The organism is Nocardioides pacificus (assembly GCF_054775955.1).
On sequence record NZ_BAAHCI010000006.1, the window covers coordinates 44,925 to 59,797 of the forward strand.

Annotated in this window: 16 protein-coding genes; 8 read left to right on the forward strand and 8 right to left on the reverse strand. The window is 67.0% G+C overall.

Annotated features, from left to right (window positions below):
* Both ACYU7L_RS11925 and ACYU7L_RS11930 read left to right on the forward strand, forming a co-directional pair.
* Nucleotides 1–218: hypothetical protein (locus ACYU7L_RS11925; protein WP_460796784.1), on the forward strand; the 218-nt coding region annotated here is incomplete at its 5' end.
* A 222-nt stretch (nt 219–440) separates the two neighbouring features.
* Nucleotides 441–776 carry a DUF1707 SHOCT-like domain-containing protein gene (locus ACYU7L_RS11930; RefSeq protein WP_460796786.1) on the forward strand — a complete coding sequence of 112 codons (336 nt, stop codon included), beginning with the start codon at nt 441–443 and terminating at the stop codon, nt 774–776.
* 277 nt (nt 777–1,053) lie between these two features.
* Here the strand turns inward: ACYU7L_RS11930 and ACYU7L_RS11935 are convergent, their stop codons facing one another.
* On the reverse strand, nt 1,054–1,395 hold the full coding sequence (locus ACYU7L_RS11935) for a hypothetical protein (protein ID WP_460796789.1): 342 nt from the start codon (nt 1,393–1,395) through the stop codon (nt 1,054–1,056).
* A 662-nt stretch (nt 1,396–2,057) separates the two neighbouring features.
* Between ACYU7L_RS11935 and istA the strand changes: the two genes are divergently transcribed.
* Together istA and istB are read left to right on the forward strand one after the other, a co-directional pair.
* Nucleotides 2,058–3,308, forward strand: coding sequence for an IS21 family transposase (istA, locus tag ACYU7L_RS11940; protein ID WP_460796793.1), 1,251 nt, complete (start codon nt 2,058–2,060; stop codon nt 3,306–3,308).
* Nucleotides 3,308–4,117: an IS21-like element helper ATPase IstB gene (gene istB / locus ACYU7L_RS11945; protein WP_460796796.1), complete on the forward strand. Its 810-nt coding sequence runs from the start codon at nt 3,308–3,310 to the stop codon at nt 4,115–4,117. The genes istA and istB overlap by 1 nt, the downstream gene beginning before the upstream one ends.
* A 588-nt stretch (nt 4,118–4,705) precedes the next feature.
* On the opposite strand, the gene ACYU7L_RS11950 is transcribed toward istB, so the two are convergent.
* The 4 genes from ACYU7L_RS11950 to ACYU7L_RS11965 all read right to left on the reverse strand — a co-directional run bounded on the left by ACYU7L_RS11950 (nt 4,706) and on the right by ACYU7L_RS11965 (nt 8,647).
* Nucleotides 4,706–5,524, reverse strand: a complete 819-nt coding sequence (locus ACYU7L_RS11950) for an AAA family ATPase (protein WP_030153515.1) — start codon at nt 5,522–5,524, stop codon at nt 4,706–4,708.
* Nucleotides 5,521–6,921, reverse strand: coding sequence for a Mu transposase C-terminal domain-containing protein (locus ACYU7L_RS11955; RefSeq protein ID WP_030153513.1), 1,401 nt, complete (start codon nt 6,919–6,921; stop codon nt 5,521–5,523). Before ACYU7L_RS11955 ends, ACYU7L_RS11950 begins: the two co-directional genes overlap by 4 nt.
* A gap of 3 nt (nt 6,922–6,924) precedes the next feature.
* Nucleotides 6,925–7,524 (reverse strand): recombinase family protein, encoded by a 600-nt coding sequence (locus ACYU7L_RS11960; protein ID WP_036572654.1) that lies wholly within the window; start codon nt 7,522–7,524, stop codon nt 6,925–6,927.
* A 733-nt stretch (nt 7,525–8,257) separates the two neighbouring features.
* Nucleotides 8,258–8,647 carry a heavy metal-responsive transcriptional regulator gene (locus tag ACYU7L_RS11965; protein ID WP_028708020.1) on the reverse strand — a complete coding sequence of 130 codons (390 nt, stop codon included), beginning with the start codon at nt 8,645–8,647 and terminating at the stop codon, nt 8,258–8,260.
* Between the two features lie 78 nt (nt 8,648–8,725).
* On the opposite strand from ACYU7L_RS11965, the gene merA reads away from it, so the two are divergent.
* Nucleotides 8,726–10,174, forward strand: coding sequence for a mercury(II) reductase (merA, locus tag ACYU7L_RS11970; RefSeq protein ID WP_030153508.1), 1,449 nt, complete (start codon nt 8,726–8,728; stop codon nt 10,172–10,174).
* Between the two features lie 66 nt (nt 10,175–10,240).
* On the opposite strand, the gene ACYU7L_RS11975 is transcribed toward merA, so the two are convergent.
* Nucleotides 10,241–10,837: a cadmium resistance transporter gene (locus ACYU7L_RS11975; protein WP_030153505.1), complete on the reverse strand. Its 597-nt coding sequence runs from the start codon at nt 10,835–10,837 to the stop codon at nt 10,241–10,243.
* Nucleotides 10,834–11,193 carry a Cd(II)/Pb(II)-sensing metalloregulatory transcriptional regulator CmtR gene (gene cmtR, locus ACYU7L_RS11980; protein ID WP_460796798.1) on the reverse strand — a complete coding sequence of 120 codons (360 nt, stop codon included), beginning with the start codon at nt 11,191–11,193 and terminating at the stop codon, nt 10,834–10,836. The genes ACYU7L_RS11975 and cmtR overlap by 4 nt, the downstream gene beginning before the upstream one ends.
* A gap of 247 nt (nt 11,194–11,440) precedes the next feature.
* On the opposite strand from cmtR, the gene ACYU7L_RS11985 reads away from it, so the two are divergent.
* Nucleotides 11,441–12,055 (forward strand): recombinase family protein, encoded by a 615-nt coding sequence (locus tag ACYU7L_RS11985; RefSeq protein ID WP_460796800.1) that lies wholly within the window; start codon nt 11,441–11,443, stop codon nt 12,053–12,055.
* Nucleotides 12,056–12,327: 272 nt separating this feature from the next.
* Nucleotides 12,328–12,648, forward strand: a complete 321-nt coding sequence (locus ACYU7L_RS11990; protein WP_460796802.1) for a hypothetical protein — start codon at nt 12,328–12,330, stop codon at nt 12,646–12,648.
* Between the two features lie 107 nt (nt 12,649–12,755).
* Here ACYU7L_RS11990 and ACYU7L_RS11995 read toward each other — a convergent pair whose 3' ends face one another.
* A complete protein-coding gene (locus tag ACYU7L_RS11995; RefSeq protein ID WP_460796804.1) occupies nt 12,756–13,034 on the reverse strand; it encodes an excalibur calcium-binding domain-containing protein in 279 nt (92 codons plus the stop codon).
* 859 nt (nt 13,035–13,893) lie between these two features.
* On the opposite strand from ACYU7L_RS11995, the gene ACYU7L_RS12000 reads away from it, so the two are divergent.
* Nucleotides 13,894–14,856, forward strand: coding sequence for a hypothetical protein (locus ACYU7L_RS12000; protein WP_460796806.1), 963 nt, complete (start codon nt 13,894–13,896; stop codon nt 14,854–14,856).
* Nucleotides 14,857–14,873 lie beyond the last annotated feature (17 nt).

A 14,873-nucleotide genomic window follows, 5' to 3' on the forward strand; every position in this document is an offset into this window, starting at 1 on the left:
AACACGCTGACGGAAGCTCGTCCGTGGTGGAAATCGTCATCACGCCGGAGGAGTGGGACGAACTCGTGTCGATCCCGTGGGGGGAGCTCGAGGCGGCCACTCAGCACGTACGCGAGCTCGTCTGGATCCAGCCGCCAGGCCAGCGATACCTCGTCTACGACACCTACGACTTGTCGCCCTGCGACACCCCGGTCATGACCATCCATGTCCGCAGGTAGGGCCGTACGGAGCGCGCTCCTCGACCATCCCCAGCGAGCCCAGTACGTCCACCAGTTCGGTCCACCACCGGTCCGGGTCGACGCTCATGGCCTCATGATGTACGACCTCCGTGCCGCAGTGTCATCCCATTCGGCAGGGTCGAGTACGCATACTCTGGCCGCGGAGGTCCTCGCCCCGTGAGGGTGGGACGAAAGGCGACTACCGGCGAATCGGGAGAGACCGTGTCTGTTCAGGGTGGCTGGAGCTCGCGAACCGCCGACAGTCTAGGCAGGCTGGTCAGCGACGCCGACCGTGACGTGGTGGTGAAGCAACTTGAGGCGAGTTACGTCGAGGGGCGCCTGACACTTGGCGAGTTGGACCAGCGCATCGGTCGGGCGCTGGAATCTCGAACCGAGGGTGACCTCTCGGTGGCTGTCCTCGGCCTTCCGGTGGCGCGGCTCGCGCCTGACGTCGACGACCGACACCCCTCCCTTTGGGAGGGTCTCACCCGGCACCGAGCGAGACTTGCGGCTGTTGCCGCCGTGGCGGGCGGCGTTTCCCTTTGGTGGTTCAGCTAGAGATCGGTGGCGGCGTCTGACGTCCCGGATCAACAAGCGCTCATCGGCAGATGAGTGGGTTCGCGGATGTCGTGGGTGAGCTGGCTAGGGGAGGTGTTCAGCGGTTCTCAGGGCTCTGTTGTTTCCGATAGGCAGTGGGGAGGGTGCAGCCAGGGATAGGTGATCGGGGGCCAGGGTGCACTTCGGACAAGTCACTTCCCGGACCTGCCCTCGACCACCTTAGGCCTGCCGCTTCCGAAGGTGTCGTGAGACAGCGGGCATGCTCAGATCTGATGCCTCAGGAACCGTCGTCCCAGCGCATCGTCCACGATGAACCCGAACTTGCCGGCACTTCGGCGTCGAAGGTGTCGTCGCTGTCGCCCACGTAGGAGCGCAAGTCCTCGGGGTCGTAGTCACCTCGCACCGTCAGATCCCAGCCACCTAGCTGCTCTGCGGTCGGCAGCACGTCGTCGAACAGGCCGGCGACCCGACCATCGCGATGAAACGCGCCCTCAACCTTGGCTTCTCTCACCAGCTCTTCAACCGTCGCTCGATCCAACCCTGTGGCGCGACAGAAGTCATCGATCATCACGAGTCCGCGACCACCCAAGAGCGGCTCACTCGAGGCTCTGTCATCCATGTCGCGAGTCTGCCACCACTGGCGTTCCGTCACAGGGGCGGCGCCTTGATACAGAGGGGAGCCAGATCCGGTTGTCGGGGTGGCTCTCAGGTGGTGAGTGCTCTGTCGAAAGCTGCTCGCGCGGCGTCGACGTTGAGTCGTCGGATCGTCGGGCGTGACTCGCCCGATCACAACCCGTGCGAAGCCCTCGTTCACATTGCTGCAGGCTCAGGATCCTTGCCCGGGCCGGTCTGGGAGAGTGTCCCTATGAGTGGTGGCTGTCAGACGATGCAGCGTCGTCGGGGGCTATGGAACTGCCCCGGTAGTCGTTTCGCTCAGTTGTCTCTTGGCAGGTCTCCAAGCCTGACGATGCGAGCACCACGCTGGCCAGGACCACCCACGATGAGGGGGATGGCCCGCTCTCCGCGTCGATGGGCTCTGGAAGTACCGCTGCGCCGCTCCCGGCGGGGATAGTTCAATGGACTGCAACGTTTGGGTCGCTTGTTCTGTGCCGCACTGGCAGCGAGAGAGTTGAGCTTGAGGGTGTGCGAGTCTCAGCTGAGGCCCCGGCTGACCGCGTGGAGTACTTCCTCAGGGAGGTCGCGGATGACGATTGTCGACGACGCTTGAAAACGAGGCCATAGCGACGGTCGAAAACGAGGCCACCCAGACAGATTGGATGGGTGATCTCAGTGGAAGATTGGGCTTTGATTCGGCGGCTGGTCGCGGACGGTGTCTCGCAGCGTCAGGTCGCGCGGGATCTGGGGATCGGTAGGTCAACAGTCGAGCGGGCGTTGGCCTCGGACCGGCCACCGAAGTACGAGCGCCCAGCAGCGCCGACGTCGTTCACGCCGTTCGAGCCGCTCGTGCGGCAGCTGCTGATCGCCACGCCGGACATGCCGGCCACGGTGATCGCTGAGCGCGTCGGGTGGACGGGATCGATCACGTGGTTCCGCGACAACGTCCGGCGACTGCGTCCTGAGCATCGGCTGGTCGATCCCGCCGATCGGCTGACGTGGTTGCCCGGTGATGCGGCGCAGTGCGACCTGTGGTTCCCGCCCAAGAAGATCCCCCTCGAGGACGCCACGACGACGCTGCTGCCGGTGTTGGTGATCACCTGTGCGCACTCGCGGTTCATGCTCGCCCGGATGATCCCGACCCGCCACACCACGGACCTACTGTTGGGGATGTGGGAGCTGCTCCAGCAGCTGGGGCGTGTCCCACGTCGGCTGATCTGGCACAACGAGTCCGGCATCGGCCGCGGCAAGCGCCACGCCGAAGGCGTCGGCGCGTTCGCGGGGACCCTGGCCACTACGCTGCAACGCCTCAAGCCCTACGACCCCGAGTCCAAGGGCATCGTCGAGCGGCGCAACGGCTTCCTCGAGACGTCCTTCATGCCCGGACGGACCTTCGAGTCACCGGCCGACTTCAACGCCCAACTCGGTGACTGGCTGACCAAGGCCAACGCCCGCAGCGTTCGCACCATCAAGGCCCGACCCGTGGACCGGCTCGATGCTGACCGTGCCGCGATGCTGGCCCTGCCACCGGTCGCGCCCATGGTGGGGTGGGTCAACAGGGTCCGGTTGGGACGCGACTACTACGTGCGCCTCGACAGCAACGACTACTCCGTCGATCCCTCGGTGATCGGCCGGTTCGTCGACGTCACCGCGGACCTGTCCCGCGTCGAAGTACGCCACGAGGGACGACTTGTCGCGGCCCACGCCCGGGTCTGGGCACGCGGCATGACCATCACCGACCCAGCCCATGTCGCAGCAGCCAAAGCGCTGCGCGAGCGCTACCAGCGACCCCAGCCCGCCACCGATCCCCACGAGGGCCTCGTGCGGGACCTGGCCGACTACGACCGCGCCTTCGGCCTCATCGACACCAGCGAGAACCCCGTCACCGCCACGATCACCGACGGCGAGGTGGCCTGATGACCAGCAACTCGTCGAAGACCAAGAGCGACGCGTCCCAGGCACTCAAGCACCTGACCTACCTGGCCGGGGCGCTCAAGGCGCCGAGGATCACCGAGTCCGCTGCCCGCCTGGCTGACCACGCCCGCGACGCCGGCTGGACCCACGAGGAGTACCTCGCCGCGGTCCTGGACCGAGAGGTCGCCGCACGCAACGCATCAGGGGCCCAAGCGCGGATCCGCGCGGCCGGGTTCGCGGCCCGCAAGAGCCTCGAGGAGTTCGACTGGGACGCCCAGCCAGCGGTGCGTCAGCAGATCGCCGCACTCGCATCCGGCGGGTTCCTCACCGAGGCACGCAACGTCGTGCTGCTCGGCCCGCCCGGCACCGGCAAATCCCACCTGGCCACCGGACTCGGCATCGCCGCGGCCAACCACGGCCACCGAGTCCTGTTCGCCACCGCGACCGAGTGGGTCACCCGGCTCACCGATGCCCACCGCGTCGGCAAGCTCCCCAACGAGCTCGCCCGCCTGCGGCGCTACGGGCTGATCATCGTCGACGAGGTCGGCTACCTGCCCTTCGAGCAAGACGCCGCGAACCTGTTCTTCCAGCTCGTCTCATCGCGCTACGAACACGCCTCCCTGATCCTCACATCCAACCTGCCCTTCAGCGGCTGGGGAGACGTCTTCGGCGACCAAGCAGTCGCAGCAGCCATGATCGACCGCGTCGTGCACCACGCCGACGTCCTCACCCTGAAGGGCGCCAGCTACCGGCTACGCAACCGCGGGATCGACACCCTGCCCAGCATCAGAACCCAAGACACGGCAGACTAGAAACCGACGAACCGGTGGCCTCGTTTTCGAGCGTCGGATCGGCCTCATTTTCGAGCGTTGCCGACAGACGATGGGGACAACTCGGCACTGATGGGAGCGCTGGGAAGCCCTCCGTCGTTCGACGAGCCATATGCGAGGGCAAAGCTCGGGGGCACCTTCACCAGCGCGATCGTCGGTCATGACGTGCGCCGGTCCTGCAAGGCCGACGGCCGAGGATTCACCGAACTGCTCATCGCGGTTACCGCGGGACCCGAGGGCGCACGGATGGACAAGCAGTTCATCGATTACTCCGCGGATGGGCGGAAGTACACACTCGAGCTGGGTTGGACTCTCGCGCTTTGTGGCGACGCGCCTGAGGTGCAGGAAGTTTGTGCCACGGACGGGTGACCAGCCCTCAATCTCATCGCCAGCGGTGACAGTCCGGGGTCGGGGCTAGCGGGTTGTGGGATGTCCACAACGACGCGTATCCGATCGTTTTCGGTTGGCTCGTTGGCCTGGTCGACGACCCGGTCCGATACGCCCGAGCGCGTCAACCTGTGGCGTGTGCCGATAAGTGGCGGGGTTCTATCGGTGGTGTGTGGCGGCCAGTCAGCTGACGCCGATGACAAGGGTGCTGGCGGCGGCTTCGATGACGTCGTTGGTGATGGTGTGGAGTTCGTTGATCTTCAGGACGCGCTCGATCTGGGGGAAGAGTCGTTCCAGGAGTCGGAAGTTACCTCGGGTGATCCGGGCGATGGCGGCGATGGCTTGGGCGTCGGTGAAGTCCTCTGGGTCGAGGGTCTTGGCGAGGGCGCGCCAATGCCGTTGCAGGACGAAGAGCAGTTCCTCTTTGCCCAGGGGCCGGTACTGGTGGGCGAAGCCGACGCGGCTGTAGAACTGGGGGTAGTGGCTGAACTGCTTCTCCAGACCGGGCATGCCGATCAGGATGAGGGCGATGTTGTCGCGGTCGTAGCGGTCTCGCAGCAGTTCCAGTGCGGTGGGGCGGAGGCGTTCGGACTCATCGACGATGACCAGCTCCACGTAGTTCCTGCTGTGGCGCCACCCGCGCGTCTCTGGCGTGACCTGCCCGGCCGGCGCGAGGTGCTGCTCGATGCAGATGTTGGTGCGGGTGATGACCTGGTCGAGTTCGTCCTTCAAGGCTCGTGGGGTGGTCAGCACGCTGGGGGTGTAGAGCACGGTGCGGCTCTTGGCCAGCGCAGCGTAGACCTGCGCGTCACTGTCGGAGCGCGGTCCCCAGTAGGTCAGCAGGTCGTGGACCTTGTCCCAGCGGGCGTAGCGGCGCGCCGAGAGCGTCTTGCCCACGCCGGCTGGTCCGAAGCACAGGCCGATGGTGTGCCCGCGTCGCACGGCGTCGGCGAACTCGGTGAAGCGGCGGTGTTCTTTGGTCACGATGAAGCGCTGACTCACCTCAGGTCCTCTCTGTAGACCTTCAAGTTCCGCCGTGTCGCCGATGGCGGCGCCTGGGTCGCTGGTGGCGTTTCGGTGGTGTGGGTGGCCACGACGGCGATCCGCTCGTTGATGCCCTCCCGCAACGCCCGGCGACGGGCGTTGCGGGCTGCCTGGACCTCCTTGAGACTGACCTTCTGGTCGTGGTGGTCTTGGTTGATGGCCTTGCAGACGAACTCCTCGTGGTCGAACACGCGGACCTCGGTGATGTCCCTGGGGTCGTAGCGGATCACCACCGACCGGCCGACATAGCCGGCCAAGGTGGGCGAGATGTAGCGCAGGCCCTGGAAGTGGATGCCATCGCGGCGCACGACCCTGGTCTGGGCGACGGTGAGCAGGAGCCCGTCGAGGTCTTCCAGGCTCTCGGGCATTCGCGGCAGCCAGCCCTCAGCGATCCACGCAGCGCGCGGGGAGGTGCCGAGTTCGCTGTGAGCTCGGTCGTTGTAGGTGATTACGAACTCTTCCAGCGCAGCGTCAAGTTCAGCCAGGGACAGCTTCGGCGTTGGCCATGGGTGACCCTCGGCGATGTACCCAGGTAGACCAGCCAGCAGCTCGGTGTTCACGGTCCCGAAGAACCTCTCCACCTTGCCGCGACCCTGCGGGCGCGCGACGGCAGAGTGGATGAGCCGGATATGCAAGTCCACGGCTGTGCCGGTGAGTTGGTTGCTGATGAAGTCGCTGCCGTGATCGACGTAGAGCACATCGGGCAGGCCGCACATCGGCCAGGCGAGGTCGGTCTTGTGCCAGATCGCCTGGCGCAGCGCCAGCGCGGTGTTCATCGCCGAGGGCGCACCGAGGAACACGGTGTAGCCGCAGATAGCGCGCGAGCAGTCATCGATGATCGTCGTCAGCCACGGCCGGGCGGGCTTGCCGTCGGTGCCCACCACGAGGACATCGAGCAGGGTGTGATCGGCCTGCCACATCGCGTTCGGCCGCTCGGCCTGTCGGCGCAGCGCGATCTCGTACTTGTCTCGGTAGGACGTCGGCCCTTCCAGGGCCAGGGTGACCATGCCCGGATCGAGGTCGGCGATGATCGCGCGCACGACGCCATAAGAGGGCACGGGCCATCCCTGCTCCTCGCAGATGGTGCTGACCTTGCGGTGGATGGTGATGATCGCCGGCCGAGGCTTCCTCAACGCCAGCCCTTCGACCAACGACACGAGCTCGGCGGGCAGGCGGCGGCTGCCGGCATCAGCACGCTGCCGCCTATCGAGGCTTGCGTATCCCTCGGTGCGGTAGCGGGCGTGCCACCGCTCCAGCGTGCGCAGCCCGATCCCGGTGTCACGGGCCAGGGCGGCGAGCGAGATCTGGTCCTCGACGTGAAGCCTGAGGATCTCCCAGCGCCCGGCCGCGTCCATGACCTACACGGCGCTTCTCGACTGTCGTGGTTCGACCACTGGGACACTTTGGCGGTTGAGCACGCGGTAGATGGTGGCGCGGCTGACGCCCAAGACCGCACCGATCTGCGCCACCGTCATCTCCTTCTGCTGATACATCCGACGCGCCGCCTTGACCTGGTCCGGCGACAGTGCGGGCGGTCGCCCGCCTTTGCGGCCACGGGCCCGGGCAGCGGCCAGTCCTGCGTTGGTGCGCTCACGGATCAGGTCACGCTCGAACTCGGCCAGCGCGGCGAAGACGTGGAACACCAGCCGCCCGCCCGAGGAGGTCGTGTCGATCGTCTCCTGCAAGGAGCGGAACCCCACGCCCTGCTCGGACAGGACCTGCAGCTGGTCGATGAGATGCCTGATCGAGCGACCCAACCGGTCCAGCCGCCACACCACCAGCGTGTCCCCCGGGCGCAGCTGGTCCATCAGCTTCTCCAGCTCGGGCCGGTGATCCAGGGAGCCAGAGATCGTGTCGACGAAGACCCGATAACACCCGGCCGCAGTCAGCGCATCGATCTGCAGCGCAGCGTCCTGATCAGTCGTCGACACACGCGCATAACCCAGCAGATGCCCCATGATGCTGACTGTAGCGATACTCATCCAGCACGGGAAGTATCGAGCCATAGAATCCGGCACTGAGTTTCGCTACAGACGGCATCGGCCGAGAACCGCGAAGCGTCAAGCATCCTGAAGAGGGCGACGATCCCTCGTCGCGGCTGTAGCGGAATCGTTCGTTTACGGGACGACAGGCCGTCCCATATGACGCACCGTCACCGGACAACCCTTCTCGGGCGGTCTTGCGAACATTCGGGCGTGGGTTTCCGCCGATGACCTGCACCGCCTCCGCAACGGGTTCCTCCTACGGGACGGACAACTGGACCGACCGCAACCGCTGCGAGGGCGGACCACTGAGCGTTAGGGGGTCCCGTCCGGCTCCGATGCCCTCTCCAGGCTTCGGACCGCTGCCAGGCGGTGGAGCTCAGACCGTCGGATGAGGAGTGCGGCAACGGGCGCCCGCGATCGCGCTGGCGGCGTGATGATTGGTCGTCATTCGCGCCCTTTGGTTCCTTCGCGCACCATCCGACGATGTTCGCCGCGGCCGGCGGCGTGCCCGCGTTGCGGGCGGAGTCGTTCAGTCGCGAGCGATGCGAAGGGCGACCCAGAGCGCGCACCTTCGGCAGATGTAGGCCGGTTCGCTCCCGAGTGCGTGGAGCGACCTTCGTGGCCGCTGGCGGCCGCAGCACGAGCATCGTTGCTGGGTGTCATCGGCCATGTCGCGATGGTGCCACGGGCCGGTGACCTTCGCGGGTCACAGGTAGCGGCAGACGTCCTCGGGGGAGCATGTGGCCGGGTCGCCGGTGGTGGCGTGCTCGCGCAGGATGGCGATCGTGGTGCGTAGCTGCGCGAGCTCGGCGAGCTGCCGGTCGATGACCGCGAGGCGGGTGTCGAGCAGGTCGGTGACGTGCTGGCAGGGGGCCTGGCCCCGGTCTCGGATGGCCAGCACCTGGCCGATCTGGGCCAGGGTCAGCCCGGCGGCTTGGCCCCGGCGGATGAAGTGCAGCCGGTCGAGCACCTCGGGGCCGTAGTCCCGGTACCCCGCCGGGCTGCGGTCGGGGTCGGGGAGGAGTCCGACGTCCTCGTAGTACCGCAGGGTCTTAGCTGTCGTGCCCGACGCCTGAGCCACCTCACCGATCCGCATGCCACTCATTCTGCCTTGACCTTCCAGTGCACTGGAAGGTCGATCCTGGTCCTGAGGCGCGGCAACAAGGGAGGACTTATGACGGCAACGGACAAGGGCAGGTCGTATGACCTGGCAGTGATCGGGTCCGGTGGGGCGGCGTTCGCGGCCGCGATCCGCGCCACCACCCTGGGCAAGCGGGTGGTGATGATCGAGCGCGGCACCATCGGCGGTACCTGCGTGAACACCGGGTGTGTGCCCTCCAAAGCCCTGCTCGCGGCCGCCGAGGCCCGCCACGTCACACTCGACGCCGCCCGGTTCCCCGGTCTGCCACTCCCCGACGCCCCACCGGTCGACATGCCCGCCATGGTCGCCGGCAAGGACAAGCTCGTCGGATCGCTGCGCAGCGAGAAGTACGCGGCCCTGGCCGCCGAGTACGGGTGGGCCCTCCACCCCGGCGAGGCCACCTTCGTCGGCACACCGACTGAGCCGGCACTCCGCGTGACCGGCCCGGACGGCACGGCGGAAACCGTCCGGGCCGCGCACCACCTCATCGCTACCGGCTCCACGCCCTGGGCGCCGCCGGTCCCCGGCCTGCAGGAGGCCGGTTATCTGACCTCGACGACCGCGATGGAGCTGGACCACGTCCCGGAGTCGCTGCTGGTCATCGGCGGCGGCTACGTCGCCATGGAGCAGGCCCAACTCTTCTCCCGCCTCGGTGCCCAGGTCACCATGCTCGTCCGCTCACGGCTGGCCTCCCACGAGGAACCCGAGGCCGCCACCGCCCTGGAAGAAATCCTCGCCGACGAAGGCATCGAGATCATCCGCGGCGCGGTGCCCACCGCGGTGCGCCGCGACCCGGCCACCGGCGAGGTCACGGTCACCGCCACCACCGCCGACGGCTCACACGAGCTCCGCGCGGCCGAGCTCCTCGTTGCCACCGGCCGCCGCCCGGTCACCGGCACGCTCGGCCTCGACACCATCGGCGTGCGCGCCGGCAAGCGCGGCGAGGTCATCATCGACAGCCACCTGCGCACCACGAACCCGCGGATCTGGGCCGCGGGTGACGTCACCGCCCACCCGCAGTTCGTGTACGTCGCCGCGGCCCACGGCGCCCTGGTCGCCGACAACGCCCTCACCGGAGCCGGCCGGGAGGTCGACTACCGCCACCTGCCCCGGGTCGTGTTCACCAGCCCCGCCCTGGCCTCCGTCGGAATGACCGACCAGCAGGCCCGCACTGCCGGGATCCGCTGCGACAGCCGCGTCCTGCCCCTGGCGCACGTCCCGCGCGCCATCGTCAACCGTGACACCCGCGGGCTCATCAAGATCGTCACCGACGCCGACACTGGCCGCATCATCGGCATCACCGCCCTCGCCCAGGACGCCGGTGACCTCGCCGCCGCCGGCGTCTACATCCTCGAGGCCGGCATGACCACCGACCAGGTCGCCAACCTCTGGAGCCCCTACCTGACCATGGCCGAAGGCCTCAAACTCACCGCCCAAACCTTCACCACCGACATCACCAAACTCTCCTGCTGCGCAGCATGAACCCGCACAGGGATCCCTATACCGGAGCGTCGAGCCTGGCGACCTCTCTCGTTCGCTTTGGCTCCGTCAGAGACCGAACGCTCCTCCGCTGACGAGGATGACGATGCCGAGGCCGATCAGGACGATGGGGAACAGGATGTGTTCCCAGCGCTCGAGGACTTCAGCGATCGGCGGCCGGGTGGCAACGAACTTGGCGACTACGACCAGGACCGCGACGAGCGCGAGGAAGACGAGGCAGTAGGCGACCACTGCGATGGGTTCCACGCTGAGGAAGACGGGGACATAGACGCCGATGTTGTCTCCGCCGTTGGCGAAGGTGACTCCTGCGACGGTCCACGCGCTGACCTTCGTGCCCGTGACCTTGGCGTCATCGTCGTCATCGTCTCCGCGCCAGGCTTGCCATGCAGCCCAGAGACCGAGGGCCAGGGGGATGAGCCCGAAGTACGGGATAGCTGCTGAGGGCAGGAATGCTCCGGCTCCGATAGTCACCAGCACAGCGGCACCGAGGATGCAGGCGAACCCCACGTACTGGCCGACCAAGATGCGGGTGGTCGTCCCGCGTTGGCCCGCGCCGCGGGCGAAGAACAAGGAGAGCACGATGATGTCGTCGATGTTGGTCGCGATGAACAGGCCGATTGCCTGCAGGACCGCAGCCAGGATCACGCGCCCGCCTCTGCTGCGTCGCATCCGTGCACCGAGCAGGCAGGATCGATGCACGGGGCGTTCTCGTCAACCGCGAGGGTGACGACAACCAGGGCGGTCAGCGCCTGCGTCAGGTGGGGATCGGCGATCTCGTAGCGCGTCTTGCGGCCCTCGGGTTCGGCAGCAACGATGCCGCAGTCGCGCAGGCACGCCAGATGATTGGACACGTTGGAGCGTGTGAGGTCCAGATCGCGGGCCAGCTCTGCCGGGTAGGCCGGCCGGTCGAGCAGCGTCAGGATGATCCGGGACCTGGTCGGGTCGGCCAGCGCGCGGCCCAACCGGTTCATCACGTCCAGGCGAGAAGCAATGGTCAGCATGCGCTGAACTATACAGCGAGGACTGAAGTGGTTTTACGCAGCCCGGAGTCGCTAAGCGTGCGAACGAGGCTGTGTCAGTTGGGGATCGACCCACGGGACGATTCGCCCGATCATCAGGGAACTCACGAAGCGGCGACAGAACCCCGCCACATAACGGCCAAGGCCACAACCGAAACTCACAACCGAAACCGATTTGCACCGGAACCACGGCGGTACCGTTTTCGGGACGATCAACGAGGTTGGGGGAGTGGTGGGCACTGTCGGGTACGCGCGGGTCTCGACCCGCGAGCAGGATCCTGCGGCACAGGAGCGCGAGCTGGCCGCTGCTGGTGCGGTTCGGGTGTTCGTCGACCATGGGGAGTCGAGCCGGCTGCGGGACCGTCCGCGGTGGCTCGCGTGCCTGGAGTACATGCGGGCGGGGGACACGCTGGTCGTTCGGTCGCTGGACCGGCTTGCCGGCACCACGACGATGGCGATCGAGACGATCAATGAGCTCCACGAGCGCGGCGTGAACATCAAGTCCCTCACCGAGCCCGACATCGACACCACCACCCCGATGGGCCGTGCCCTCTTCGGGATCGTGGCCGTGTTCGCGCAGTTGCGTGTCGACACCATCCGGGAGAACACCCGGCGAGGACTTGCGCATGCTCGAGCTGAGGGGCGTGTGGGTGGCCGGCCAAGCGTGATGAGCCCGGAGCGTGTCGAGGCCGCGGTGCGGATGCGGGATCAGGGCCAGAGCCTGGCGCACATTGCGAAGGTCCTGGGGGTCGGCGCGTCGTCGGTATCTCGTGCTCTGACCAAGGGAGACCAGACGGTCGAGGTCTCGGCGGGCGTGGTGTCGACTGGTGGCGCCGATGCCTGAGTCGAGCCGCGCCGATTTCGGGGGTCTCGAGTAACTTATCGGCAGCTGATGAGGGCTACTTGAGGGAATCGGGAAAAATCTTCAAGCAGTTCGATATCGCGGCCAACGTCACCCGTCAGGGTGCAGGGCTGAGGATCGGGGAGGCCGGCCCACCCCGTCTGTTGGCCGAGGCTCGGTCGCGGCTTTGAGGCCCTCAGGGCTAGCACGGCCGGCGTCCGCTCAGACCGAGATGCGGGTATCACTCCGGCAGGCAGCTCGTGCATCATCAGGCCATGAGCGTCGAGCCGGATCTGTGGTGGACCGAGCTGGTGGACGTACTGGGCTCGCTCGGGATGGTGGAGGAGCGCGTTCCATGCGGCCTGGTGGTCACGACTCAACAGGCTGACGGGAGCTCGACCGTGGTGGAGATCGTCATGACGCCGGAGGAGTGGGACGAACTCGTATCGATCTCGTGGGTCGAGCTCGAGGCGGCCACACAGCACGTCCGCGAGATCGTCGGGATCCAGCCGCCAGGCCAGCGATACCTCGTCTACGACACCTACGACTTGTCGCCCTGCGACACCCCGGTCGTGACCATCCAGGGCCGGAGGTAGGACGCGTACCGGCCCCAACGAGCCATCCGCTCATCGCAACGCGTGCATCCGCTGGTGCCTACCTGTAAGTAGGTGACTCGTGCCCAGCTGGGACGCTGAGCCGCCCGTCAGTTCTCGCAGGCGGTGCCGTCCTTGTCGCGGTCAAGGTTGGACTTGTTGGTCCGGTACACCGCTTTGGCGCGCTTGCCAAAGGCCGGTCGGCTGTTGCCGTTGCGTACCTGCTTCTGTGCGGCGGCTTTGCTTTTTGCGACGCCATTGGGGAAGACGCGGGTCAACTGGTCGCAACTCGAGAATCTTGGTGCGGCCTGGGCCGGTGCTGCGGTGGCCGCGACGGCCAGCGGTGCCGTGAGCAGGCAGAGGGCCGCGAGCGTTGCTCGGATACGCATGAGCGGATTCCTATCGTCGAGGAGTTCTGCTGCCGACTGTAGGGGCCTCATAGCCATCGCGCAGGCGAACGAGACTGCGCGACGGATCGGGCGCGCGGGTGGGGTGGAGATGGTCCGAGACACGGTCTTGGGCGGACCAAGGAGCCTCCGGCCTTTTCCTCTCGTGGACTGAAGCCGCTCGTGCGTCCCGAGGGTCCGGAAACTAGTTGGTCCGCTCAGAAGTCGATGAGTAGCCTCGAAGAGTTCCGAGCACTGGTCCCGCGATTCGACCGCGCTCCGTCTCCGTTGCACTGACGATGTTCGTCGACGAGGGATCGCCGCTGGCTGCGCTTTGCAGGTCTTCGGTCCGGTCTCCGTCGCCAGGTTTGGAGGCAGCTTCGGGCTCGCCGCTCTCTTCGCTCCCGGTCGCTTGATTCTGAGCGGTCTCGCTGCTCGTGTCCTCCGCCCCTCCGCAGGCGGTGAGAGTCAGCGCGAGCGTGAGGGCAATTGCTGGGGCTGAGATGTTGCGGGTCATGCCGGGACGTTGCCCAGGAGCGTCTTGAGGGTTTCGTTGACGATCTCGTCCATGTCGGGTCTGACTAGGTGCGCGCCCCGAGTTCCCGCGTCGGCGGAGCGGTGACGACGGTGCCCCAATCGGGGCTCTGCCCGCCACACCTGACCCCTTAAGAGGGCGTGGGAGGGCCAGACAAGGGGACCGTCGGGGACTTCCCCAATTTTCGGGGGGACGCCCTTTGACCTGGGCAAACACGTGTCCCTCCTCTCCGTCCCCCCACGAAATCTGTGGTGTGGGGGACGGATGCGGGGACGCTCGGCCGCGACCTTTTGCCGTACTCGGATGCGGACGAAAGGGGTGAACGAGATGAGCGTGGGCGATCAGCTCGGTCTCGAAGAGGACAGCGAAATGCTCGACCAGGCCCGCCAGAAGTGGCCGGCCTGGGTGGCCGCGGATCCGCGGCTCGGCGTGGTCGACAACTTCGATGACCTCCGCTCCTGGCTGCCGATGGTGGACCACGAGACCTCGGATCAGGTGCTCCTGGCGCTGGCCATGCTGGCAGCCCCTGACGGCGGCGACGACATGGCGGCCGCGGCAGCTCTCGCCAAGTGCCTGCTGCCTGGCGCCTGCCGGCTCGCGGGCTGGCTGAGCAGCCTCCCGCCGCGCGAGGTGTTCCGTGACAGCCAGCCGGTCGTGGCGGGCACTTGGTCGGCGGTCGAGCGGATTGATGAGCTGGTGGCCTCACAGTTGTGGATCGAGGTCCGTACGTTCAAGTGGCGTCGGCTCGGCAAGGTCGCTGCCAACATCTTGATGAACACCCGAGTCGGTGTCCTCCGAGAGGTCGGCGACTTCTTCTGTGTCTCCCGCGCGGACCGCACCTGGGCCAACACCACTCTCGTGGAGTCCTTCGATTCGGGGGGTCTGCCGGGTGCAGACGTCGGTGCCGGCTACTCGAGCGAGGTGCGGTCCGAGCGGGTCGGTGCGCTGTCGGATCGCGGCGAGATCCTCGTCGACGCCGGACCTGAGCAGGAGGAGCCGTCGGCCACCGAGGAGCTCCTGGAACTGCTGGCGTGGGCCTGTGAGCACCAGATCATCAGCCCGGCCGACCGGTACCTGCTGCTGTGCCTGGTCGAGGAGGCCGACCGGGTCAAGACGCGGCGACTGGCGCGCGGGTACGGCGGCCTGCTCAGCAACGAGGTGTCCAGCCGGGTCGCGCCCCGCGTAGGAGTCTCGGAAGCGACCGTCCGCCGCCACGGCTCGCGCAGTGTGCGTGCCCTCGCCGAGGCCGCCCCCAGGAAGTTCGGCCATGGTGGATGGGCTCGGACGTGATCGCTCCTGCCACCTCG

Coding starts and splice junctions, on each gene's coding strand:
- ACYU7L_RS11955 (WP_030153513.1), bottom strand. CDS start 6,921: ATGGACGCGGCCGGGCGCTGGGAGATCCTCAGGCTTCACGTCGAGGAC.
- ACYU7L_RS11935 (WP_460796789.1), bottom strand. CDS start 1,395: ATGGATGACAGAGCCTCGAGTGAGCCGCTCTTGGGTGGTCGCGGACTC.
- ACYU7L_RS11960 (WP_036572654.1), bottom strand. CDS start 7,524: ATGGGGCATCTGCTGGGTTATGCGCGTGTGTCGACGACTGATCAGGAC.
- ACYU7L_RS12000 (WP_460796806.1), top strand. CDS start 13,894: ATGAGCGTGGGCGATCAGCTCGGTCTCGAAGAGGACAGCGAAATGCTC.
- cmtR (WP_460796798.1), bottom strand. CDS start 11,193: ATGCTGACCATTGCTTCTCGCCTGGACGTGATGAACCGGTTGGGCCGC.
- ACYU7L_RS11995 (WP_460796804.1), bottom strand. CDS start 13,034: ATGCGTATCCGAGCAACGCTCGCGGCCCTCTGCCTGCTCACGGCACCG.
- ACYU7L_RS11965 (WP_028708020.1), bottom strand. CDS start 8,647: ATGCGGATCGGTGAGGTGGCTCAGGCGTCGGGCACGACAGCTAAGACC.
- ACYU7L_RS11990 (WP_460796802.1), top strand. CDS start 12,328: ATGAGCGTCGAGCCGGATCTGTGGTGGACCGAGCTGGTGGACGTACTG.
- istB (WP_460796796.1), top strand. CDS start 3,308: ATGACCAGCAACTCGTCGAAGACCAAGAGCGACGCGTCCCAGGCACTC.
- merA (WP_030153508.1), top strand. CDS start 8,726: ATGACGGCAACGGACAAGGGCAGGTCGTATGACCTGGCAGTGATCGGG.